17 protein-coding genes are annotated in these 21,555 nt (G+C 56.2%); 3 read left to right on the forward strand and 14 right to left on the reverse strand.

Annotated elements, in window-relative coordinates; genetic code table 11:
• Positions 1-296: 296 nt before the first annotated feature.
• Together DMP05_RS05905 and truA are read right to left on the reverse strand one after the other, a co-directional pair.
• The gene (locus tag DMP05_RS05905) at positions 297-1,676 is read right to left on the reverse strand and encodes a sodium-dependent transporter (RefSeq protein ID WP_123219588.1); all 1,380 of its coding nucleotides are present in this window, start codon (positions 1,674-1,676) and stop codon (positions 297-299) included.
• A gap of 382 nt (positions 1,677-2,058) precedes the next feature.
• A complete protein-coding gene (truA, locus tag DMP05_RS05910) occupies positions 2,059-2,973 on the reverse strand; it encodes a tRNA pseudouridine(38-40) synthase TruA (RefSeq protein ID WP_244595072.1) in 915 nt (304 codons plus the stop codon).
• A gap of 220 nt (positions 2,974-3,193) precedes the next feature.
• On the opposite strand from truA, the gene DMP05_RS05915 reads away from it, so the two are divergent.
• Positions 3,194-3,844, forward strand: coding sequence for an MOSC domain-containing protein (locus DMP05_RS05915; RefSeq protein ID WP_244595073.1), 651 nt, complete (start codon positions 3,194-3,196; stop codon positions 3,842-3,844).
• Positions 3,845-4,069: 225 nt separating this feature from the next.
• On the opposite strand, the gene dnaE is transcribed toward DMP05_RS05915, so the two are convergent.
• Complete coding sequence (gene dnaE / locus DMP05_RS05925; protein ID WP_123219590.1) at positions 4,070-7,537, reverse strand: DNA polymerase III subunit alpha; 3,468 nt, start codon at positions 7,535-7,537, stop codon at positions 4,070-4,072.
• 324 nt (positions 7,538-7,861) lie between these two features.
• Complete coding sequence (locus DMP05_RS05930; protein ID WP_123219591.1) at positions 7,862-8,401, reverse strand: pyridoxamine 5'-phosphate oxidase family protein; 540 nt, start codon at positions 8,399-8,401, stop codon at positions 7,862-7,864.
• A gap of 409 nt (positions 8,402-8,810) precedes the next feature.
• Between DMP05_RS05930 and DMP05_RS05935 the strand changes: the two genes are divergently transcribed.
• Positions 8,811-9,539 (forward strand): B3/B4 domain-containing protein, encoded by a 729-nt coding sequence (locus DMP05_RS05935; RefSeq protein WP_114615382.1) that lies wholly within the window; start codon positions 8,811-8,813, stop codon positions 9,537-9,539.
• Positions 9,540-9,718: 179 nt separating this feature from the next.
• On the opposite strand, the gene DMP05_RS05940 is transcribed toward DMP05_RS05935, so the two are convergent.
• Positions 9,719-11,305, reverse strand: a complete 1,587-nt coding sequence (locus DMP05_RS05940) for a YfcC family protein (protein ID WP_123219592.1) — start codon at positions 11,303-11,305, stop codon at positions 9,719-9,721.
• Positions 11,306-11,551: 246 nt separating this feature from the next.
• On the opposite strand from DMP05_RS05940, the gene DMP05_RS05945 reads away from it, so the two are divergent.
• Positions 11,552-12,517 (forward strand): helix-turn-helix transcriptional regulator, encoded by a 966-nt coding sequence (locus DMP05_RS05945; RefSeq protein WP_123219593.1) that lies wholly within the window; start codon positions 11,552-11,554, stop codon positions 12,515-12,517.
• Positions 12,518-12,752: 235 nt separating this feature from the next.
• Here DMP05_RS05945 and DMP05_RS05950 read toward each other — a convergent pair whose 3' ends face one another.
• From DMP05_RS05950 to atpB, 9 genes are all read right to left on the reverse strand, one after another.
• On the reverse strand, positions 12,753-14,669 hold the full coding sequence (locus DMP05_RS05950; protein WP_123219594.1) for a VgrG-related protein: 1,917 nt from the start codon (positions 14,667-14,669) through the stop codon (positions 12,753-12,755).
• A gap of 272 nt (positions 14,670-14,941) precedes the next feature.
• Entirely contained in the window at positions 14,942-15,205 is a 264-nt protein-coding gene (gene atpC / locus DMP05_RS05960; protein WP_114615386.1) for an ATP synthase F1 subunit epsilon, read from the reverse strand.
• Between the two features lie 3 nt (positions 15,206-15,208).
• A complete protein-coding gene (gene atpD, locus DMP05_RS05965; RefSeq protein WP_123219596.1) occupies positions 15,209-16,666 on the reverse strand; it encodes a F0F1 ATP synthase subunit beta in 1,458 nt (485 codons plus the stop codon).
• On the reverse strand, positions 16,667-17,563 hold the full coding sequence (gene atpG / locus DMP05_RS05970) for an ATP synthase F1 subunit gamma (protein WP_114615388.1): 897 nt from the start codon (positions 17,561-17,563) through the stop codon (positions 16,667-16,669). It abuts the gene before it with no gap.
• Between the two features lie 12 nt (positions 17,564-17,575).
• A complete protein-coding gene (atpA, locus tag DMP05_RS05975; RefSeq protein ID WP_183907127.1) occupies positions 17,576-19,141 on the reverse strand; it encodes a F0F1 ATP synthase subunit alpha in 1,566 nt (521 codons plus the stop codon).
• Positions 19,135-19,713 (reverse strand): ATP synthase F1 subunit delta, encoded by a 579-nt coding sequence (gene atpH / locus DMP05_RS05980; protein ID WP_114615390.1) that lies wholly within the window; start codon positions 19,711-19,713, stop codon positions 19,135-19,137. The genes atpA and atpH overlap by 7 nt, the downstream gene beginning before the upstream one ends.
• Positions 19,703-20,344, reverse strand: a complete 642-nt coding sequence (gene atpF / locus DMP05_RS05985; RefSeq protein WP_123219598.1) for a F0F1 ATP synthase subunit B — start codon at positions 20,342-20,344, stop codon at positions 19,703-19,705. The genes atpH and atpF overlap by 11 nt, the downstream gene beginning before the upstream one ends.
• A gap of 17 nt (positions 20,345-20,361) precedes the next feature.
• Positions 20,362-20,580, reverse strand: coding sequence for an ATP synthase F0 subunit C (atpE, locus tag DMP05_RS05990; RefSeq protein WP_114615392.1), 219 nt, complete (start codon positions 20,578-20,580; stop codon positions 20,362-20,364).
• 160 nt (positions 20,581-20,740) lie between these two features.
• A complete protein-coding gene (atpB, locus tag DMP05_RS05995; protein ID WP_114615393.1) occupies positions 20,741-21,544 on the reverse strand; it encodes a F0F1 ATP synthase subunit A in 804 nt (267 codons plus the stop codon).
• Positions 21,545-21,555 lie beyond the last annotated feature (11 nt).

Raw genomic sequence — 21,555 nt, forward strand, 5'->3', positions numbered from 1 at the left:
CGATCGACCGAGATTGGAGCCATATCGACCTGGGAAGACGCAGGACGGGCGTTTGCACGCCCGTCCTGCTAACTGCGAAAACGCCGGTTACGGCACGAGTGTTCGGCTAACAATGAAAATCAACCTACGGCGGCCGAACCATTCAAATACGGCATAGACTTACGCGCTTATGAAAAGGACGCTCCGTACGGCGCTCGCCCAGAAAATTAAAAGGCCTGCTCGCCTCGCCCCAATCGCCAGATAAGCGAACGGAAACGAAGCAAGCAGGCCCCTTAAGCGAGCGGGAAGCTGATCGGCTACATGCTGAATAGACCCATGGTCTGAGCGACATACGCGATCAGAATAACCACGAGCATCACAGGCGCGATGTATTTAATAACAACCGACCACACATTGGCCAGACGGAAACGAGCCGACACGCGCACCTCGTCGATGAGCGTTTGGGGCTTGATAATCCAGCCCACGAAAACGCAGGTAAGAAGCGCAGCGATAGGCATCATCACCGAGTTGGAGATGAAGTCGAGCAAATCGAGGATGCTCGAGCCCTCGCCCATCGGCTGAATGAACGACAGCGAGCTGTAGCCCAGGTTCACGAGCACGCCCATGAGCGTCACGTACACGATAGTCACGATAAGCGAGCGCTTGCGAGACCAGCCAGCGCCGTCGGAAATAATAGACGTGCAGGTTTCAACGAGCGAAAGCGAGCTCGTAAGAGCCGCGAACAAAACGAGCACGAAAAACACGACGCCTATGATAGTCGCTGCGCCGCCAAGGTTTTCGAACACCTGAGGCAGAATGATGAACATAAGCGACGGGCCGGAGTTCTGAGCCACAGCATCGCCCGAACCAAGCGCGGCAAACGTAGCGGGAACGATCATGAGACCCGCGAGCAGCGAAACGCCAAACGTGGTGCCCGCGATTTGAGAAACCGACGACGTGAGCTTCGTAGACTTCTGCAAATAGGAACCATACGTCACCATAATGCCCATAGCGAGTGACAGAGTGAAGAACGTCTGTCCAAGCGCGGAAATAATCAATTCAGGCGAAAACTTGCTGAAATCGGGAATCAAATAGTACGCAAGACCGTCCATAGCACCCGGCAGAGTGAGCGCGTAAATCGCAACGGCAGCAGCCATCACGATAAGGGCGGGCATCATGATGAGATTCGCCTTCTCGATGCCCTTGTTCACACCAAGCGCGACGATGAAATACGTCAAAGCCATGAAAATGAGCATGAAGATGATGCTCTCAGCGCCGGAAGTAATGAAACCCGAAAAATAGTTGCCGCCGTCGGCAAGCGCCTCAGGAGCAGTCACGATATAACCGAACAGGTATTTCGTGACCCAACCGCCAATTACGCAGTAATACGGCACGATAATAAACGGCACCGCCGACATGAAAATGCCAATGAACGCATACTTCTTGCCAAATGCTTTGAATGCCCCGATAGAGCTCTGGCCCGTCTTGCGGCCAAGCGACGTTTCAAGCAGCAGCAACGCCAAGCCAATGGTGAACACGAAAACGAAGTACATGAGCAAAAACGTGCCGCCGCCGTATTTCGCCGCCAAATAGGGAAAGCGCCACATGCTGCCCAAGCCAACCGCGGAAGCGGCTGCAGACAACACGAAGGCAAGCTTGCCCGACCACGTTGCACGTGATTTTGTAGTTTCTGACATAAGGTTCCTCCCGCCGCACGTGCGGCGCGCAGGCACGTGGCATGCCCGCGTTCTTTCTTCTATCGAAATGAATTGGACCCTAGCGCGTGGCGTCGCATGGGGCCAAAAGACTTAAGGCGATATTCTAAATCAGCTTTCGGAAAAACCCTCCAACTATCGGGTTTTTCTCGTAGACGGCACAATGCACCACAGAACCACCGCTTTTGTGCCGCATTCTGAAACGAGATATGCCAATGTTTTAAAAACACTGTTCGCACAACGAGCAAAGCTCTCGAGCGCTGGAAGAAATCGCCACCCGAAAGCGCCATGCAAGTGAACGAAAGCGGAGCCGGCCAAAAGCACGATATGCATTGGGAAAATCGCCGACTCCCTCGCTGCACGATTAACCGCGAAGAGGCCGCATGTCTTCGGGGTATTCAACCTTCCAGAACACCAAACCAGCCGCAGGCGCATTTTGGCCCGCCGCCCGCCTGTCGCACGCCGCCAGCACATCGCCCACCCATGCAGGCGACTTGCTCCCACGGCCGACCTCCACAAGCGTTCCAACCATCGTGCGCACCATGGAATGCAGGAAAGCGTTGCCCACCACCCGAATGGTCACGACTTCGGTGCCGGCGATAACCTCGGGGTACACCGAAAGTTCAATAACGTCACGATGCGTTGGTTTGCCAACCGCCGAAGCCGCCATACAAAAACTCTTGAAATCATGCTCGCCAATGAGGTGCGAACAGGCCTCGTTCATCGCATCGACATCAAGCTTCGCGCCACCCAAATGCCACGCGATAGGCGCAATGAGCACCGGACGGGCCGTGTTCGTGCAAATGTGATAGTGGTATTCGCGCCACAACGCGTCAAATCGAGCGGAAAAACCGAGCGGACGTTCATCGATCGAAGAAATCGAAATCGCCTCATCGACCAGGGCATTAAGTGAACGCTGCAGTCCACGGAATGATCGCGATTGGAACTCATCTTCCGACACGTCAAAACTTACGACCTGCCCTCGAGCATGCACGCCCGCGTCGGTTCGTCCCGCGCAAACGATGGGAACGTCGCGCTTATAGAGCATAGAGAGAACCGACTCGAGCTCCCCTTGCACCGTCTTGATGTGCGTTTCCGCCTGACGGGCATACCCCGCAAAGCCCGAACCCTCATAGCCGAGCGTCAACGAAACCGTATGAGAAAGTCCAGCGGCAAGAGCGTCCTCCACACGCTTCGCGCGCATTTCCGCACGCGCGGCAGCATCGGGGGCACCCGTGACAGCAGGTTCAGTTTCAGCAATATGATCGCATTGAGACACAGCGAGCTCCTATCAAAATCCAACCGCAGAAGTATACCGAAAAAGCCAGCCCCCGACATTCCAGCGTTCGGAAGCCATTCACGGACGCACCCGAGCGTCATGTGCCGAGGCAAGACGAAAGAGTACGAATGAGAACAAGACGGCATCATCCTATTAATCCTATTGCATTGATTGGTTTCTAACTTTTATACTGGACTGAGCATATTCGCAAGGGGGAATCATGACCGAAAACAACGAGCCATCCAAATCGCGCTCACGCACGACCGCACCTGCAGGATCTATCGATATTCATGAGTATATCGATGGCAAAAACTTCGTCCCGGAACCCAACATTAAAACGGAAGTAGGTCAAAAAGGCGTCATTCGTGCAACATGCATCTCAAAGCGCAAAGGAACACGCAAAGAACCTATCCCCGAGGGCGTTGAAGTCGTCGCACATTTCGGGGTGAAAAACGACGCGCACGCCTCGAGCGATTGGCATCGCCAAGTCTCACTTCTTGCCTGGGAATCCATTGAGCGCGCCCAAGCTATGGGACTCGATGTGAAAGAAGGCGATTTCGCCGAGAACTTCTGCACCGAAGGCATCGACGTAATGCACATGCCCATGGGCACCCAGGTCAAAATCGGCGAAGACGTGATTATCGAGATCTCGCAAATTGGCAAAGTGTGCCACACGCGGTGCGCCATTTACTATCTCGCGGGCGATTGCATCTTCCCACGTGAAGGCATTTTCGGCGTCGTGCTCCAAGGCGGCACAGTCAAGCCGGGAGACGCCCTCGAAGTGCTGAAAGTCGGCGACGGAACCTGCGAGTACTCCCCCGCCGACGCCATCGCCGAAGTCGAAGAAGCGCGCCGCAACGGAACGCTCTAACCACCAACGTCCGCGCCCGGCCCCGAAGCCGCCGAGGGCGGCATGGCGGAGCAAGGACCGTCCGAGTTCAATCTTTATCTTTGTCTAAAGCTAAACGAGGCCAGGCGAGCGCAAAGCGAGCGAAGCGAGCGGTAGCAAGCCGTGGTCCTTGCTTCGCCATGCCGCCCTCGGCGGCTTCGGGACGAAAAAAGAGGAAGGCATTGCCCTCCTCTTTTTTCGTATGCCCTATGCGGCGCTCGATCCCCATACCTTGCGCCCAAACAAATCGAGCAACTCGGAATAGATGATATTCTTCGTCAAGTCGACCTTGATAGGCAGCTCAGCACGGAATTTACGCCCATCTGCTTGGCGAATGAACAATACCACCGCATCGTCACCCGGATGACTACGCAAAATCTGTTGCAGCTGCTGGGAACGCAATGCGTTCATCTCGCTCGCCCAAAGACGAATCTCGAGCTGGCTTGGCCCCATTTGCGACGCGTCGAACGCCAAGCGCTCCACCTCGAATGCCATAATCTGGTCACCGCGGTCAGAGTGCTCAAACTTGCCGCGCACTTTCACGATGGCGTCCTGTTCGAGAGCATCGGCGAAATCGTCGTACTTGAAGCACACGCCTTCGCAATGGCCCGACGTATCCTCCAACACGAAGTTCGCCATTTTCTTGCCCTTTTTAGTGAGCTTGACCTGCACGCTCGTAATAAGGCCCGCGAACGTCGCCGACGGAATATCGCCGTTATGCTCAGCCAAATCGCCCAGGCGGAACTTCGTGATGCGACGCAAGGCCGCCTCGTATTGCCGCAGCGGGTGGTCCGAGACGTAAATCTTCAGAATCTCTTTCTCGTACGACAAAAGCGTGCGCTTATCCCACTCAACACCATCGGGTGCGGGAATGTCTTCAGCGAAGCCCGAATCGTCATCGGCCGCGAACATGTCGAACATGCTCACCTGCCCCGCGTCGCGGTCTTTCTGACGCTTCGACGCGCTTTCTAGAAGCGGCGTTTGCTCAATGAAATACATGAGCTGCTTACGCGTGTATCCGGTCGAATCGAACGCGCCCGACTTAATGAGCGCTTCCAGCGTTTTACGGTTGTAGCACTTCGTATCGAGTCGGTTCACGAAGTCGTGCAAACTCGTAAACGGACCATTTGCCTCACGCTCGGCGATAATAGCTTCGGCAACCGCGCCACCAACGCCGCGCACGCCGGCCAAGCCGAAGCGAATGCCCTCGTCAAGCGGCGTGAATTCCAGGTTCGAAGAGTTCACGTCGGGCGGCAAAACGGGAATGCCCGAATGCGTGCAGCTCGCGATGTATTTAATAAGCTTGTCGGCGTTGCCCATGTAGCTCGACAACACTGCGGCCATATATTCGTTCGGGTAGTGCGACTTCAAATACGCCGTGCGCATAACGAGAATCGCATATGCGGCAGAGTGCGATTTGTTGAACGCGTACTTCGCGAACTTCTCGGCATCAGACCAAATTTGGTTGGCGATCTCGAGCGAATAGCCGTTTTCGACAGCGCCATTGCACCAGTCGTCTTTCAGCTTCATCATGACGTCGAGCTTTTTCTTGCCCATAGCCTTACGCAGCTTGTCGGCCTTGCCTGCCGAGAAGCCGCTCATGACCATAGACACCTGCATGATCTGCTCTTGGTAGACCATGGTGCCATAAGTTTCTTCCAAAACCGGGCGCAGGCGCTCGTCGTAATAATGCACGGCGGTTTTGCCGCTCGCGACCTTGATATAGTCGTCAACCATGCCAGACTCGAGCGGGCCCGGGCGGTTCAACGCAATCGATGCGACGATGTCCGAGAAACGGTGCGGTGGGAGCCTGCCAAACAAGCTCACATACAACGCACCCTCAACCTGGAACAAGCCGTCCATATTGCCCGATCGCATAAGCTCGAAAGCCTTCGGGTCTTCGGTAGGAATCTGCTCGGGAATAAGCTCGATGCCATAACGCTCTTTCACGTTGCGGCACGCGCGCGCAAGCACGCCCAACGTACGCAGACCCAAGAAGTCCATCTTCAGCAAACCCAGGTCAGGCGTATAGTGACCGTCATATTGCGTAATAATGCCGCCACCTTTGGTATCGCGCTTCATGGGAACATGATCGGCCATGGGATCGCGGCAAATAATAGTCGCGCATGCGTGCACACCCTCGCCGCGCACATTGCCTTCAATCGAGCGTGCAGCGTCGACGACTTCTTTGGTTTCGGGCTCCTCGTCGTAAGCCTTCTTAAAATCGGGATTCGCATCGAGCGCCTTGTCGATCGTGATGCCCAATTCGTCGCCGACCATTTTGCACAATCGGTCGCCCACGCTATAAGGCTGGCCAAGCACGCGAGCCGCGTCGCGAATGGCGTTCTTCGCCTGCAGCTTGCCGAACGTGATAACGCCCGACACGTGGTCTTCGCCATAGAAATCCTTGATATGTTCAATGACTTCCTGGCGTCGCTCGTCCTCGAAGTCGACGTCGATATCAGGCATCTCAACGCGTTCGGGCGACAGGAAGCGCTCAAACAGCAAGCCGTTCGGCAAGGGATCAAGGTCGGTAATGCCCATGGCATACGTGCAAATAGCGCCTGCGGCCGAGCCACGGCCCGGGCCTACGGCAATGCCGTTCTCTCGCGCCCAGCGAATGTATTCCTGGACAATGAGGAAGTATGCAGGGAAGCCCTGCTGAATAATAACGCCCGCCTCGTACATATAGCGATCCCATGCGTCTTTCGGAATGGGTTCGCCATAGCGGCGCTTCAGGCCATCTTCGCATTCCTTGCGGAACAGCGTTTCTTCGGTGTATCCCGGAGGCAGGGGAAAGCGCGGCAGAATGGAATCGCGCTCAAGCACAACATTGCATTTCTCAGCAACCTCCACCGTGGTATCGCACGCCTCGGGGAAATCTCGCAACGCTTCGCGCATTTCCTCTTCGGTCTTCATATAGAACTGATCGTTCGCGAAGCGCATGCGGTTCTCATCGTCCATGAGCGAACCCGTGCCAATGCATAGCATCAGATCTTGCGCACGAGCATCTTCGCGGCGAAGGTAATGGAAGTCGTTCGTCGCGATGGTCTTCAAGCCGAGTTTATTCGCAATGTCGGTCAAATGCCCATTCATCTCGCGCTGGCTCATACCGCCGTTAGTGGTAATGCCCTGGTCTTGCAGCTCGATGTAGAAATCACCCGGCTCGTATAGCGAAGCGAGCTTGCGAGCCCACTGCTCGGCACCTTCAAAATCACGCGCATCAATGCAGCGCGGAATAATGCCTGCGATACACGCGCTTGAAGCAATGCAGCCCTCGGCGTATTTCTTCAGCATGTCGAATGTGGTACGTGGCTTGTAATAAAAGTTGTCGCAATGCGATTCGCTCACAAGGTGCAGCAAGTTGTGATAGCCCACGTTGTTTTTCGCGAGCAGCACCATATGATACAAACGCGACTTCACCTTCGAACCGATTTCAGGGTCTTCGGTAAAGTAAATTTCGCATCCGTAGATGGGCTTGACCTTCTTGCCGGTTTCTTTTTCCACCGCCTCGCACGCATCGCACAGTTCGGGCACGCCGCACATGACGCCATGGTCGGTAATAGCCACGGCGGGCATGTCAAGATCCGCCGCGCGGCGCACCATGTCTTTAATTTTGGTGGCACCGTCGAGCATGGAATATTCGGTATGGTTATGCAAATGGACGAAAGCCATGCAGCCCTACCCCTTCCGTATATTTACGAACAAATGGTCGTTTTCTATAACCTAGTTTTATCATAGCAACCCAGCGAGCGCAAGAGCCACAGGCCGCACAGAAAACCTGTTAAATGCTCGTAGCGTTTAACAGGTTTCGAGCGACTTACGAAACCACAGGATCGCAGCCGAAAACCGCGCTCTTGCCTCTAAACGGCACCCACGCCCACAAGCCTTATGTCGCTCAAAAATCGCGCTCTAGCTTAGAAGCGCCATGTTGCCCCGAGTCCACACACCAATTCGATCCATTCGTACTGCATTCCGAAGCAGCGTTCATCCAAAGCCCTACGCTTTCGGCTTGCGTCGACCAGCCTTGCCCGTGATGCGCTCCACATCGATGCACCAAACATCAGTGATATCGAATTCGCGTTCAATCGCGCCACCAATCTCGTGCTTTTCGGAAGGCATGTATTTCATGCACAACGCTACGAGCATCTTGCGCACCGCAAGCGAGCTCTCGACGTGACGAATGCGACCCGCAACCATCGCGCTCGCAAAGCGCGTGGAAAAGAACGTCTCTTCGTAGCACGGCTCGACTTCACACGCCACGCTGCCCCACACGCGAGCGTCGCGCCGCCAGTCGGCCATCTTATGCCCGTCATTCTTCGTCGTATGAATATAGATGCGGCACACAGGCTCCTCGCCCTCGCCTGCACCTTCAACAGAGCCCCAACCACGCTCAACCACATACGACAACGGCACGCAATATGGCATGCTATCGTCGTCAACAGTCGCCACGGTGATGAACTCCCCTTCGTCGAGAACCTCGAGCGCGTCTTCGACGGATATCTCACGGTCGGCATATTGCATTGGATAGTTTTTCATAACGGAACTCCTTTCAACCATGGCGAGCAGCGCAATCGAGCAAAGTTGCTCTGGAAAGCGGGGCGTGCCCTCTGCCGCCCATCTCGCCCAAGCCAGCGCATGCAAAAAAAACGAAACGCAGACAGGCTTCGACGCAGAACGAACGCCAACAAACAGCAGGCCCGATCACGCTTGGATATTGTACTCTCCAATGGCCATGAATCTTGCGAAGCTATCCCATTTTTGATACAGTGCGCCACAAATTGGAAAACATCCCGCCGCCGGGTGGGAAACCGAGCACTCGGATCAATCGCGACGTTAGGCCTTTGAAGCCGCGATTGGCCCGAGTGCTTTTGTTTTCAAAGGAACAGCAGCCTAGGAAGGCCGCATCGAATTCCGTAGCGCGATACGGATACAGAAAGGACGAGCCATGCAGAAATTTATTGCAGAACCCTCATTTTGGGAAATTCTGCCGGAAGCTTCAATCGGGATTATGGTCGTGCGTGCCATGAAAACCGCCGACGAAGTATCCAGCGAAGACAAGGCAGCCATTGCGAGCATCCTCAATGAGGCGAATGCGACGGCGAACCAACACCTTACGAGCAACACTATTTCCGAAAACGAGGTCGTGGCCGTATGGCGTCGAGCATACCAGCTCTTCAAAACCAAGAAAGGGGCACGCTGCTCCATCGAAAACCTGCTCAAACGCGTGTTGAAGGGCAATCCAGTGGGCTCAATCACTCCATCGGTCGACATTTACAATGCCATTTCGCTGAAGTACGCCCTGCCCGTTGGTGGAGAAAACATCGACGCTTTTGTGGGCGACTTCCACTTGGGAATCGATGAAGAGGGAGGCAAGTCGTTCCTTCCCATTGGCGAAGAGGAAAACGCCCCCACCCTGCCAGGCGAGCTTTGTTACTACGACGAAGAAGGAGCCGTATGTCGATGCTTCAATTGGCGCGATGGGCAGCGCACCGAGCTCACCGACGATTCCCGCAACGCAATTCTCGTTATTGAATGCGTCGATGGCGCGCGCCTGCCCGAATTGCATGCCGCGCTCGACGAGTTCGCCGATTTGATGCGCCGTTTCCTGGGCGCGGAAGTGGCGGCAAAGGGAATCGTCACGAAGGACAATCCCGAAATGACGATCGTCGAGTAGCCTCAAAAGCAAAGCGGCCGTGAACCCAAGACGAATGCCCGAGAACACGGCCGCGATCCCCTTCCGAAAAGAAAGAAGCCGCCCAGGGGAAAGGGCGGCTTCAATCGTCCCGTGGCGGGGACGTATGGCGACTCGCCGCGCGTGGTTGAGCTGCCGCGGGCGATAAGGATATACCGTGGTTAGGCGCCAACCATAACCTGGATAACGAGCAGGGCGCCACCGAACACGAACAGGAATCCAACCATCGGGAGAACGAACTTCACCCAATGGGAGTACTTCATGTCGAGCATGGTCAGAGTTGCCATGACCAGGCCCGTAGGTGCGAGGTAGAGCATTGCATACTGGCCCCAGTTGTAAGCGGAAACAACGATGGAACGGTCGATGCCAACGGTGTCGGCGAGCGGCGCCAGAATCGGCATTGCGAGCACGGCCAGGCCCGAAGAAGAGGGAACGATGAAGCCGAGCAGGAAGAACATGACCATCATCATGAGGATGAACAGCGGGCCAGACATACCGGCAACTGCGTTGGAAGCCCAGTACAGAAGCGTGTCAGAAATCAGGCCGTTCTCCATAATCAGGTTAACGCCACGTGCGAGACCGATGATGAGCGAAACGCCAACCAGGCTCGAAGCGCCATTAATGAATGCCTCGGTAACGGTCTTCTCGTCAAGGCCGCACAGGAACATGCAGATGATGGCGACAGTGAGGAACGAAGCGGCCATCTGCGGGAACCACCAGCCCTGAGTCACAACGCCCCAAACCATGATAACGAATGCCATGACGAAGAGCACCAGAATGACCTTGCGCTTCCAGTCGAACGCAGGAATGTTGTCAGAATCGGGGTCATGCGTAGCATAGAGCTTGGCGAACTTCTCACGGTCTTCATAGGTGTAGCTGAACTCGGGGTTCGCCTTGACCTTCTTGCAGTACCAATACAGGTAGGAGATAACGACGATAGCGCCAACGACGCAGCCGATAACGCGCCACATGATGCCTTCGGTCCAGATAACGCCGGCAGCATTCGAAGCGATAACGACCGAGAACGGGTTGATCGTCGAGAACGTGGTGCCCATGGAGCCTGCGAGGAAGATAGCGCCAACGCAGACGATGGAGTCATAGCCCAATGCCAAGAAGATAGGCACCAGAATCGGGTAGAACGCAACAGCCTCTTCTTCGAGACCGCAGGTGGTGCCGCCCAAAACCATGAGCGCGGCCACGAGGAATACGAGCGCGAACTCGCGACCCTTCGTCTTCTTCGTGAGCGCGACCAAGCCACTCTCGAAAGCGCCGGATGCGTTCACAACGCCGATCAAGCCACCAAGAACCAAAATGAAGACCATAATGTCAACGCCGTTGATAGTACCATTGACCATCGAGGTGAAGACGTCGGCAACACCCATGGGCTGAGACTCGAGCTCGGTGTAGGTACCGGGAACAGAAATTGCCTTGGTGATAGCGCCGTTCAGGAACTGATTGACATCGATCTCCATGCCGGCGAGTTCGGGATCGGAATGGAATGCCTCAGCCGTGCCTTCAATAGTACGAACGTTGCCATCGGGCTCGGTGATCTGGAACACGCCCGAGTCGGCGACGTAGGCGACCTTGGAATAGGCGCCCGCGGGAATAAACCACGTTGCGATAACTGCGAGAATGGTGATTACGAACAGGATCGTAAATGCCGTAGGGAAGCTGAGCTTATGCTTCTTCTTCGGCTTTCCGTCAGCCGCGCCGTTTCCCACCGGCGTGGCCACTGCCTCTTCTGCCATAGTTCCTCCTTATGACGTGGGGCTCGCACCCGTATGGCGCCCAACGCCCCTCTCTCTGGCGCGAGTGTATCGAGGAAAGTAACGATTTGGCTACGTATAACTCTGGTGCAGAGGGGGTATATCTTGGGTGTAGCATACCGTTTACCCAGGTCAGTAAATACACCTCACATAATCCTCGACTCATACCCAGCCAGAGAGGTCTACAATGGTTGTAGGGGAAACTAGCACCGTGAAAAGGGGGCAACCATGGGTTTGGTCGTTCTGTTCTATTACACGCTTATCATTTTGCTGGTGAGCATCATGACGTCGGCGATGTGCTTGTCAACATTTTTGGTCACGCATCGCAAGTATCTTGGCTTCGCTTGCATTGGCTTTCTGTTTTACTTCTTCGATGTGGCGCTCGTCTTCTTGGATGACTTCACGGTAAACTCCACAGGCACCATGCCCGAATCGGTGTATTTCATTGGATCGCAAGTCGCCTCGATCGTTACGGGCTGTGGGCTGTTCACGGCTTTCTGGCTCATGGTATGCGACGCGCTCGACGAGCAACGCCGCGCACTGCAAATCGCGCCTGCCGTCGTGTTCGTCATCGCAAGCTTGGCCGTCTACGCATTTATGCCATCAGGCAACACGCACCTCTTCGTGTTTTACGGCATGCGCACGCTCTATCTGCTTTGGATAATGGCCTACATCGCGGTTCGATATATGGGACGAAGCGACGCGCTGCGCGAACGCATGTGGCGCCATCGCATTGGGTATGCTGGCGTGCTCGTGCTGGGAGCCGCCGTGCTTATCGAAAACGTCCTCTTCCTGTTCTATATCGACCCCGTGTTGGTCGAATCGGGCGCAGTACCGTTTTTTCCCGAACGCAACTTCGCGGAAAACGCCCTTATGCTATGGATGGCGGCATTTATTGGCGCTTCCTGCTATAAGCTGCTTTCGATTCATTTCGTAAAGCCCCCCGCCGAAGCTGAGGGCCGCGTGGGAGCATTCATTAACGCCGGTCTTGCAGGCTATGCACAACACTATGGCCTTTCCGCGCGCGAAACCGAAGTGCTTCGCATGGTGCTCGAAGGCAAAGACAACCAAAACATCGCGGGAGAGCTCAGCCTTGCCGCGTCGACCGTTAAAGTGCATGTGCACAACATCCTGAAGAAAACAGCGCAGGCAAACCGTCAGGAGCTCATGCGCGACTTCCGCAAAATGTCATAGCATGCTCGCACCGCCCTGCCTTCATCGCAATCCCAATACACTTCAAGGCAGGCGTCAAAACGTTGCACGATTATCACATCATCGTCTGACGAATCCCAACAGAACGCTATCGACAACCTGCCAAGAACCTGTTCGTGCTAAATGCTCGTAGCGTTTAACAGGTTTTCGAAAGCAAAAAAGCCGAGCTCGTCATATCACGAGCCCGGCTTTTTACTTGATCGGTGAGGAACTGCCTCTAACGATCGTCCCTGCGATGGGTCATTCGGAAAACAACAACGCCGATGACCGAAAGCGCCGCAACGGCAATCGCGGCCATCGCGATAATGAGGCCTTTCATGCTGTCGTTGGTTTGAGAGATTCTATCGCCCTGCTCTGCCTGGTTGACAGCTGCCTGATCGCCTTGAGAAGCGTCGGACGCCGTCTTCGAAGCTCCAGCATCGGACTCATTGCCTAATGCCTTAGCGAGGCTCAGGGAATCGCCGTCGCCCTTCTGTCCGTCTTGAGCAACGCCGGCATTATTCTCATGAGAATCATCGGAAGAGCCATCGCTCGGTGCCTCCCCCTCTCCTCCCAAGGCGCCATTCTGGGATGCGTCGCTTGAAGCATTGTTGCCCGTATCAATGGACGCACCATTGCTTCCACCTGCTTCGGTCGATGCATTCGAACCGTCAGAAGCCGCACCAGAGCCGGGAACAGATCCTGAGCCAGCGACCTCACCTAAAATCGAACCAGATCCCGACGACGCACCCGAACCTGCAGCCGCGCCAGAATTGCCGTTGCCGTTGGAGCCGTCACCAACCGCATTGCCGGCTCCACTTGAGATGGAGCCTTGGCCGCCCGACGTTCCCGCGCTCGCCCCGCTGCCAACGCTGCCCGAATTCGCCGTATCGCCAGAAGTGGAGCCAGCGCTACCCGCACTCACGTTCCCGCCATTCGACTCAACACTTCCGTTCGAGGGCGCATTGCTCGAAGCTGAACCATTGGCGTCCCCAGCAGCCGTAGAGCCATTGCCGCTCGACTCAGAACCCTCATTCGACGAAGAACCACCGCCAAGAGAGCCATCCTGATCGGGCTCGGTCGCATCTTCCGCTTTCACATGGGTATCGCCATGCTCGGCAATCATCGCGAGGCATTGAGCCTTCTCGCGCTTGTAGCGGTTCTGCCAACCCTGATGATATTGAGGCTGACCCTTGTAGAACACGCCAACATTCTCGACGACATAGTCGCACAGAGTACTCACGAACTCGGCATCGGTCATATCGTTGTTCAGGCCGCAACCGTCCCAATATTTCCAGCTATTGTAGAAGCCGTTCCAGTCATACCCATCGGAATACCCTCCGACAAATTTATGCCATCCAGAGAGGCCAAAAAGGTTGCACAAGCTCGCGCAAAGGCCCTGAACGGCATCGGCACGGCTATAAATGTCGATTCCACGAGAATCAAGATAGTCAAGCGCGGGCTCGATGTACTTGATATATTCCCAGCCATCTTGCAAACGAGAGAATTCCTCGGCATCGGCCGCATATGCGGCTTTCCAGGAAGAATTCAAGGCAACGCCGAGCGCTGTGAATTGGCCGTTTTGACGCATGGCATTATCGGCTTTGAAGGTCGAATCGGCAATATAATTGAACTGCTCAAACATCGAGTATTTCGATGGGTCGTATGCATACACCGCGCGGATGAAATCGAGCAAACCGTAGCGATTGTCGAACTGATAATAGCCAACCGCATGGAATCCGTCGCCCGAGCTCAAGGTCTGAGCATAGCTGCCGCCCTCATAGGCGCCGAAATACGTTACATCGCTGCTCAGGTTCACAGGGCGCAAACCCGACGCGGATCTCCCCATCGAAAACAGCGAAATAAGCGCCTCGGGAGAGCCTTCTTCGGAATAATAGTCTTCCTTATTCACCTGCACGCCGGTTGTCTCGGCCACATAGTTGGTTTGCAACTCCCCTGCCGAGTTGGCGTCAGTTTCGTCGACTGAAACGCCAGACTCCAAGCTGGCAGAGCGAGAAGCCGCTGAATCTTCTTCAGAGCCATTGGTGGAATCGGCAAGCGCAACGGCGGGAAATGCCATCGTCGCCGCCATAGCAACCGTAACGCCGCTCGAAATGACATTGCGGCGCACATAAGCAAAATGAGACAGAGCCATAAGCCCTCCTTACGCGTGGTTCGAATACATTGCAGATGCGTAATCGTATTAATACAACCACAGAAACCAAAAATTGGCTAGAAGGCACTTAAAGTAATTGGGCTCAACCTGGCAAAAGATAACGACCAATTCAGCCGAATACCAACGGAGGAAACAAGCGACTCCCGCAGAAAAGACAACCGCGTCCATCGCTTCGCACCGTCCAACGCACCGTTCGACAAACAAAAAAAGCCGACCCATATGGGATCGGCTTTTCAGAGATGCAATGGATGCTATTTCTCTTCGGCCTTGTCGGCAAGAATGATGACTTTGTCACCGCTCACTTGCACATAACCGCCTTCAACGGCAAATTCCTTGAAGGGGCCGCCTTCGTCTTTTTGGACGCGGACAACGCCGTCCGCGAGCGTCGAGACCAAGGGCACATGGTCGTAGAGGAAACCCATTTCGCCTTCGGATCCGGGCACCACGACGAAGTGGACCTCGTCGGAGTAGAACTTCGCCTCAGGCGTCACGATATCGCAGGCAAATTTCGTCATCGCTTATGCCTCGTCCTTCTTCATGGCTTCGTACTCGGCGTACACGTCGTCGATGCCACCCTTCAGGCGGAAGCACTGCTCCGGAATCTCGTCGCACTCGCCGTCGAGAATGGCAGCGAAGGAACGAACGGTGTCTTCCATCTTGACGTACTTGCCCGGCAGGCCCGTGAACTGGGTCGCAACGTGGAAGCACTGGCCGAAGAACTGCTGAGCCTTACGCGCACGGGAAACCGTGAGCTTCTGCTCTTCAGTAAGTTCGTCCATACCCAGAATAGCGATGATGTCCTGCAGGTCTTTGTAGTTCTGCAGAAGCTCCTGGATGCCGGTAGCCACGCGGTAGTGCTCTTCGCCAACGATAGCAGGCTCAAGGGCGCGAGAGGTGGACTCCAGCGGGTCGACGGCGGGGTAAATACCCAGCTCGGCGATGGAACGAGACAGAACGGTCTTCGCATCCAGGTGGGTAAACGTCGTGGCCGGCGCGGGGTCGGTCAAGTCGTCAGCGGGAACGTAAACAGCCTGAACGGACGTAATGGAGCCCGTAGAGGTAGAAGTAATGCGCTCCTGCAGGTCGCCCATCTCGGTAGCCAGCGTGGGCTGGTAACCAACGGCGGAAGGCATACGGCCGAGCAGAGCCGAAACCTCAGAGCCCGCCTGGGTGAAGCGGAAGATGTTGTCAACGAACAACAGAACGTCCTGGCCCTGATCGCGGAAGTACTCCGCCTCGGTCAGGCCAGCCAGGCCGACGCGCAGACGCGCTCCCGGAGGCTCGTTCATCTGGCCGTAGACCAAGCAGGTCTTGTTGATAACGCCAGAATCGCTCATCTCCAGGTACAGGTCGGTACCCTCACGGGTACGCTCACCGACGCCGGTAAAGACGGACGTGCCGCCGTGCTCCTGCGCCAGGTTGTTAATGAGCTCCTGGATGATAACGGTCTTGCCAACGCCAGCGCCGCCAAACAGACCAGTCTTACCACCCTTGATGAAGGGCTCGATAAGGTCGATAGCCTTGATGCCCGTCTCGAAGATTTCGGTCTTCGTGGACAGGGTATCGTATTCAGGCGCAGGGCGGTGAATCGGCATGTAGCCAGAAACCTCGGGCATCGGCTTCTCATCGACGGGCTCGCCGATGACGTTCCAAATGCGGCCAAGGGTCTCAGGGCCAACGGGCATCATAATCGGATGACCCGTGTCAACGACCTCGGTGCCACGCACCAGGCCGTCGGTAGAGCTCATTGCGACGGAACGCACGAGGTTGCCAGGAAGCATAGTTTCAACTTCCAGAACAACGTGCATTTCGCCGGCGGGGGTTTTCGCATCAACCGTCAGCGCGTTATAAATCGCCGGCAGCTGATCCGCAGGGAATTCGACGTCAACAACAGGGCCGACGATACGCACAATGCGACCGGTGGCACCCTTGCTGGCATCGAGTTCCGCTTTGGTAAGCATTCTCTCGTCAGCCATTTAATCCTCCAAAGCTGCAGCGCCACCAACGATCTCGGAGATCTCTGTGGTGATGGCGCCTTGACGTACGCGGTTATACACTCTCGACAGCGTTTCCACCATCTCGTTGGCGTTCTCGGTAGCCGAGTGCATTGCCGTGCGGCGTGCGGCCTGCTCGCCAGCAGCAGAGTCGATCAACGCATGGTAAATCGACGTGCGCAGGTAAGCGGGCAGAAGACGCGCGAGCACATCGGCGGGTTCGGGTTCGAACTCAACGCTCGCGGAGACTTCGGCATTCTCGGAGGTTTCCTCGGCGGCCGCAGCAACGACAGCCTCGGTATCGACCGGCAGAATGACTTCCTCACGAAGCACCTGCTCAGCCGCGTTCTTGCAGTGGTTGTACACCAGAACGACCTCGTCGACGGAGCCTTCCTCATACGCCTTGACAGCGTAATCGGCGATCTCGCTCGCCTCTTCAAACGTCGGATCGGCGGAGAGGTCCTTGAAATCAAGAACCGGCGTCACGCCGCGGAATTTGAAGAAGCCACCGGCCTTCTTGCCACAGGCGATAACGTCCACCTCGACACCCTGCGCCTTTTTCGCGCGAATCGTCTTCTCGACGGTGCGCAGGACGTTCGAGTTAAAGCCGCCTGCGAGGCCGCGGTCGGAAACCACGGCCACACACAGGACACGCTTTACGCTCTCACGCTTTTCCAGCAAGGGGTTCTCGCTGGCCTGCACGCGCGCCGCGACGCCTTGCAGCATCTCGGTCATGGAGTCGGCGTAAGGAGCAGAGGTCTGAATACGCTCAGTGGCATATTTGACCTTCGCACCAGCGACCATTTCCATGGTGCGCGTAATCTGCTTCGTCGAAGAAACCGACTTGATGCGCTTTTCAATGTCGTGCAGGTTAGGCATTTTGGGCCTTCCTTACGCCACGAATTGCGCCTTGAAAGCGTCGATAGCGGCATTGAGCGCAGCTTCGCTTTCAGGGGTGAATTTCGCATCGTCGTGAATCTTCTTCAGGACGTCAGCGTGGCTTGCGCGCAGGAACTCGATGAGCTCGTTGCGGAAGCGCACGACGTCAGAAACCGGCACGTCGTCCAGGAAGCCCTTGCCACCAGCGTAGACAGCCACGGCCTCTTCCTCGAAGGAAAGAGTGCTGTAGCGGCCCTGCTTGAGCAGCTCGGTCATACGGGCGCCGCGGTTCAGCTGATCCTGGGTAGACTTGTCCAGGTCAGAACCGAACTGGGTAAACGCCTTGAGCTCGCGGTATGCAGCAAGATCGAGGCGCAGAGTACCGGAAACCGATTTGACGGCCTTGGTCTGCGCGGAGCCACCAACGCGGGACACCGAAATGCCGACGTCGACAGCGGGGCGCTGGCCCTGATAGAACAGGTCGGTCTGCAGGTAAATCTGACCGTCGGTAATAGAAATAACGTTGGTCGGAATGTATGCAGACACGTCGCCTGCCTGCGTCTCGATGATCGGCAGAGCCGTCATGGAGCCGAGGCCGTATTCCTCGTTCATCTTCACAGCACGCTCCAGCAGGCGCGAATGCAGGTAGAAGATGTCGCCGGGGTAAGCTTCGCGTCCCGGCGGGCGACGCAGGGTCAACGACATCTGACGGTAAGCAACAGCCTGCTTAGTCAGGTCGTCATAGGTGATAAGCACGTGGCGGCCGAGGTTCTCGGGGCCAGCGGGCTTGCCGTCTTCGCCGTTGTAGACGAAGTACTCACCCATTGCAGCACCAGCCATAGGAGCGATGTACTGCAGCGGAGCCGAGTCGGCGGCGGTGGCGGCGACGATAATCGTCTTGTCCATAACGCCGTACTTCTCGAAGGTCTCCATGATGCCGGCAACCGTAGAGGCCTTCTGGCCAACAGCGACATAGATGCAAATCATGTCGTTGTCTTTCTGGTTGATAATGGCATCGATAGCAATAGCAGTCTTGCCGGTCTGGCGGTCGCCAATGATGAGCTCGCGCTGGCCACGGCCGATAGGAATCATCGAGTCAACAGCGATGATACCGGTCTGCATGGGCTCATGCACGGGCTTGCGGCTGATAACGCCAGGAGCCTTGAACTCGACGGGGCGATAGCCGTCGGCCTTAATGGGGCCTTTGCCGTCGATGGGCATGCCAAGCGGGTTCACAACGCGGCCGAGAAGACCCTTGCCCGAAGGCACTTCCATGATCTTGCCGGTGGTGCGAACCTGATCGTTCTCTCGGATTGCCGTGACATCGCCGAGGAGCACAGCGCCGACTTCCTCTTCCTCAAGGTTCTGGGCCAAGCCGTACACGGTCTTGCCGCCCTCACCAATAAACTCGAGGAGCTCGCCGGCCATGGCGCCCTTCAAGCCGTCGACGCGAGCAATACCGTCGCCAACCTGGACGACCGTACCGACCTCGCGTGCATCGACGCTCGTGTCGAGGGACTCCAGCTGTTTGCGCAGCGCTTCGTCGATAGACTTCGCGGTGATTTCAGTCACTAGCATTCACCTCCATCGTTTTCTTCTTTGAGCACGATGCGCGCGTGTTCCAGTTCGGAAGCAACGCTTGCATCGATGCGTTTTCCATTGGTGCTCATAATGATGCCGCCCAGGATAGAAGCGTCGATGTGCTCGCGCAGCACGACCTTCTTACCCAGATCAGCAGAGAGCTTCTCGGTGATGACCTCGCGCAGGTGATCGTCGAGAGCCACCACAGTGGTGACATCGACAACCGCTACGCCGAGCTTTTCCTCGGCCGCGTTGCGGTACGCATTCACGGTAGAAGAAAGCTTGTCGAGGTCGCCACGCTCAGCCATGACAGCGATAACGCTGACGGCCAAAGGATCGATACCATCGAACACGTTGACGGCCAACGTGTGTCGCTGCTCAGGGGAGTACGCCGGATTGCCAAGCGCCTCGCGCAAATCCGCGTTGCCGCGGTAGGTGCGAAGCACGAAATCCAGCTGCTCGCGAACCTCAAGCACGCGCTCTGCCCCACCCTGCTCAAGGGCGGCGTCGAGGAGCATGCCGGAATAGGTCGCGACCTCTTCTTTTGCGAGCAGTCGATTATTTGGCATTGAAGCTACCTGCCTCTGCGACATAGCGCTCGATCATCTTGCGATGCTCGTCATCGGTCAAGTCGTTGCCGATGAGCTTGGCCGCGACGTTAATCGAGAGGTCGGCGACAGAACCCTGAAGGTCAGAGATAGCGGCCTTCTTCTCTGCCTCGATGGCCGCATGGGCCTTCTCAATCATGCCGGCGGCTTCTGCCTGCGCCTTGGCGGTGATGTCGGCCTTCACGTCTTCGCCGGCCTTCTTGGCGTCGGCGACGATCTTGGAAGCCTGAACCTTGGCCTCAGCGAGCTGCTGCTGGTACTCAGCAAGCACGCGCTCGCTTTCCTGGCGCGCTTCTTCAGCGTTCTTGAGGTCGTCGCGAATGGTGTTCGCGCGCTTCTCAAGCATCTTGTCGAAGACGGGCCAGCCAAACTTGGCCAGGACGATCCACAGAATAATGAAGGCGACGAGCATAGGAATGAATTCGCTCATCTCAGGCAGAATGGCTTGGATGCCACCTCCCTGGGAAGCGAACGCATACGTCGGGCACGACAGAGCGAGAGCACCCGCGGACAGAGCCACGGCGCTGAGCTTGCCAGCTGCCTTGTTGAAATGCTTCAACTCGTTTGCCTCCTGTTCTTTCTTAGTAATCATGCAGTAATCGAGCGTGATTAGCCGATGAAGAACAGAACCAAGCCGAGCAGAGCCAGCGCCTCAGACATAGCAGCGCCGATGAAGAAGTAGCCCATGAGCGTACCCTTCATCTCGGGCTGGCGGGCAGCAGCGGTGCAAAGGCCATAGGTGGCGATGCCGATGCCGATGCCGGGGCCGATGGCGGCCAGGCCGTAGCCGACGACCTTCAGTGCGGCGAGCGCGAGCGTGATTTCCACAGTTTCCTCCTTTGTCGTGCCCCTCACTTCTCAAGTCGCGTCGGGGCAAGATCCAATATTGCTCAGCTGAGGGGTGCAGCTGCAACACCATAGTTATGCGTGTGCGCCACGCAGGGCGGGCGGTTTAACGACGCGGCGGTCGATGCCAAACGACTGGGGCTTAGTGCGCATGCACCGCAGTGGATACATAGGAAGCCGACAGGATCGCGAAAACGAACGCCTGGATGAAAGCAACCAAGCACTCGAGGGCATACATAACAACAAGCAGAGCGAACCATGCGATCGAAGGCAGACCAGCGATGAGGTCCATAGAACCAGAGAACAGCGCAGTCTGAATAAAGCAGGTGGTGGCGATGCTGAAGATAGCGAGCATCATGTGGCCAGCAAGCATGTTGCCATAAAGTCGGACGGCAAGGGTAAGCACGCGAATGACCATCGAGAAGAGCTCGAGGAACCAGATGACCGGCTTCATAGGACCAGGAACGCCCGACGGGCAGAGGTTCTTGAAGTACTGGAAGAAGCCGAAAGTCTTCATGCCATAGAAGTTGAAGTACACAAACGAAATGACTGCGAGAGCCCAGGTGCACGAAATGGCGCCGGTAGACGTCTTGAAGCCAGGAACAAGGCCCAAGATGTTGCAGACGAGGATAAAGAAGAAGATCGTTGCGAGGAACGGCACATGCTTCTTGAAGCCTTCGCCAATAACGTCTTCAGCGATAGAGCTGTTCACGAAGTCGTAACCAAACTCAACCGTGTTCACGAATTTGTTGGTGGGAACCAACGAAACCTTCTTAGCGGCAACGAGCACGACGGCGAACGTCACGGCCAGAGCGATGAACAGCCACACAATATACTGCGTGACGCCCCAGGGGCCGATATAGAACACGACCTGGGGATCGAACTGGGCCGAGAGCCCTTGTGCTTCCTCGACGAAGTTACCGAGAGCGGTTGCAAGACCCTCCATAGCTTTCCTTC

The sequence above is a fragment of the Slackia isoflavoniconvertens genome (assembly GCF_003725955.1).
Classification (GTDB): domain Bacteria; phylum Actinomycetota; class Coriobacteriia; order Coriobacteriales; family Eggerthellaceae; genus Slackia; species Slackia isoflavoniconvertens.

What these genes read in the sequence shown, in the direction of transcription:
- DMP05_RS05935 (WP_114615382.1), top strand. Translation starts at nt 8,811, where the DNA reads ATGCAGAAATTTATTGCAGAACCCTCATTTTGGGAAATTCTGCCGGAA.
- DMP05_RS05950 (WP_123219594.1), bottom strand. Translation starts at nt 14,669, where the DNA reads ATGGCTCTGTCTCATTTTGCTTATGTGCGCCGCAATGTCATTTCGAGC.
- DMP05_RS05905 (WP_123219588.1), bottom strand. Translation starts at nt 1,676, where the DNA reads ATGTCAGAAACTACAAAATCACGTGCAACGTGGTCGGGCAAGCTTGCC.
- atpA (WP_183907127.1), bottom strand. Translation starts at nt 19,141, where the DNA reads ATGCTAGTGACTGAAATCACCGCGAAGTCTATCGACGAAGCGCTGCGC.
- DMP05_RS05940 (WP_123219592.1), bottom strand. Translation starts at nt 11,305, where the DNA reads ATGGCAGAAGAGGCAGTGGCCACGCCGGTGGGAAACGGCGCGGCTGAC.
- DMP05_RS05915 (WP_244595073.1), top strand. Translation starts at nt 3,194, where the DNA reads ATGACCGAAAACAACGAGCCATCCAAATCGCGCTCACGCACGACCGCA.
- atpF (WP_123219598.1), bottom strand. Translation starts at nt 20,344, where the DNA reads ATGATTACTAAGAAAGAACAGGAGGCAAACGAGTTGAAGCATTTCAAC.
- DMP05_RS05945 (WP_123219593.1), top strand. Translation starts at nt 11,552, where the DNA reads ATGGGTTTGGTCGTTCTGTTCTATTACACGCTTATCATTTTGCTGGTG.
- atpG (WP_114615388.1), bottom strand. Translation starts at nt 17,563, where the DNA reads ATGCCTAACCTGCACGACATTGAAAAGCGCATCAAGTCGGTTTCTTCG.
- atpB (WP_114615393.1), bottom strand. Translation starts at nt 21,544, where the DNA reads ATGGAGGGTCTTGCAACCGCTCTCGGTAACTTCGTCGAGGAAGCACAA.
- atpD (WP_123219596.1), bottom strand. Translation starts at nt 16,666, where the DNA reads ATGGCTGACGAGAGAATGCTTACCAAAGCGGAACTCGATGCCAGCAAG.
- DMP05_RS05930 (WP_123219591.1), bottom strand. Translation starts at nt 8,401, where the DNA reads ATGAAAAACTATCCAATGCAATATGCCGACCGTGAGATATCCGTCGAA.
- dnaE (WP_123219590.1), bottom strand. Translation starts at nt 7,537, where the DNA reads ATGGCTTTCGTCCATTTGCATAACCATACCGAATATTCCATGCTCGAC.
- atpC (WP_114615386.1), bottom strand. Translation starts at nt 15,205, where the DNA reads ATGACGAAATTTGCCTGCGATATCGTGACGCCTGAGGCGAAGTTCTAC.
- atpH (WP_114615390.1), bottom strand. Translation starts at nt 19,713, where the DNA reads ATGCCAAATAATCGACTGCTCGCAAAAGAAGAGGTCGCGACCTATTCC.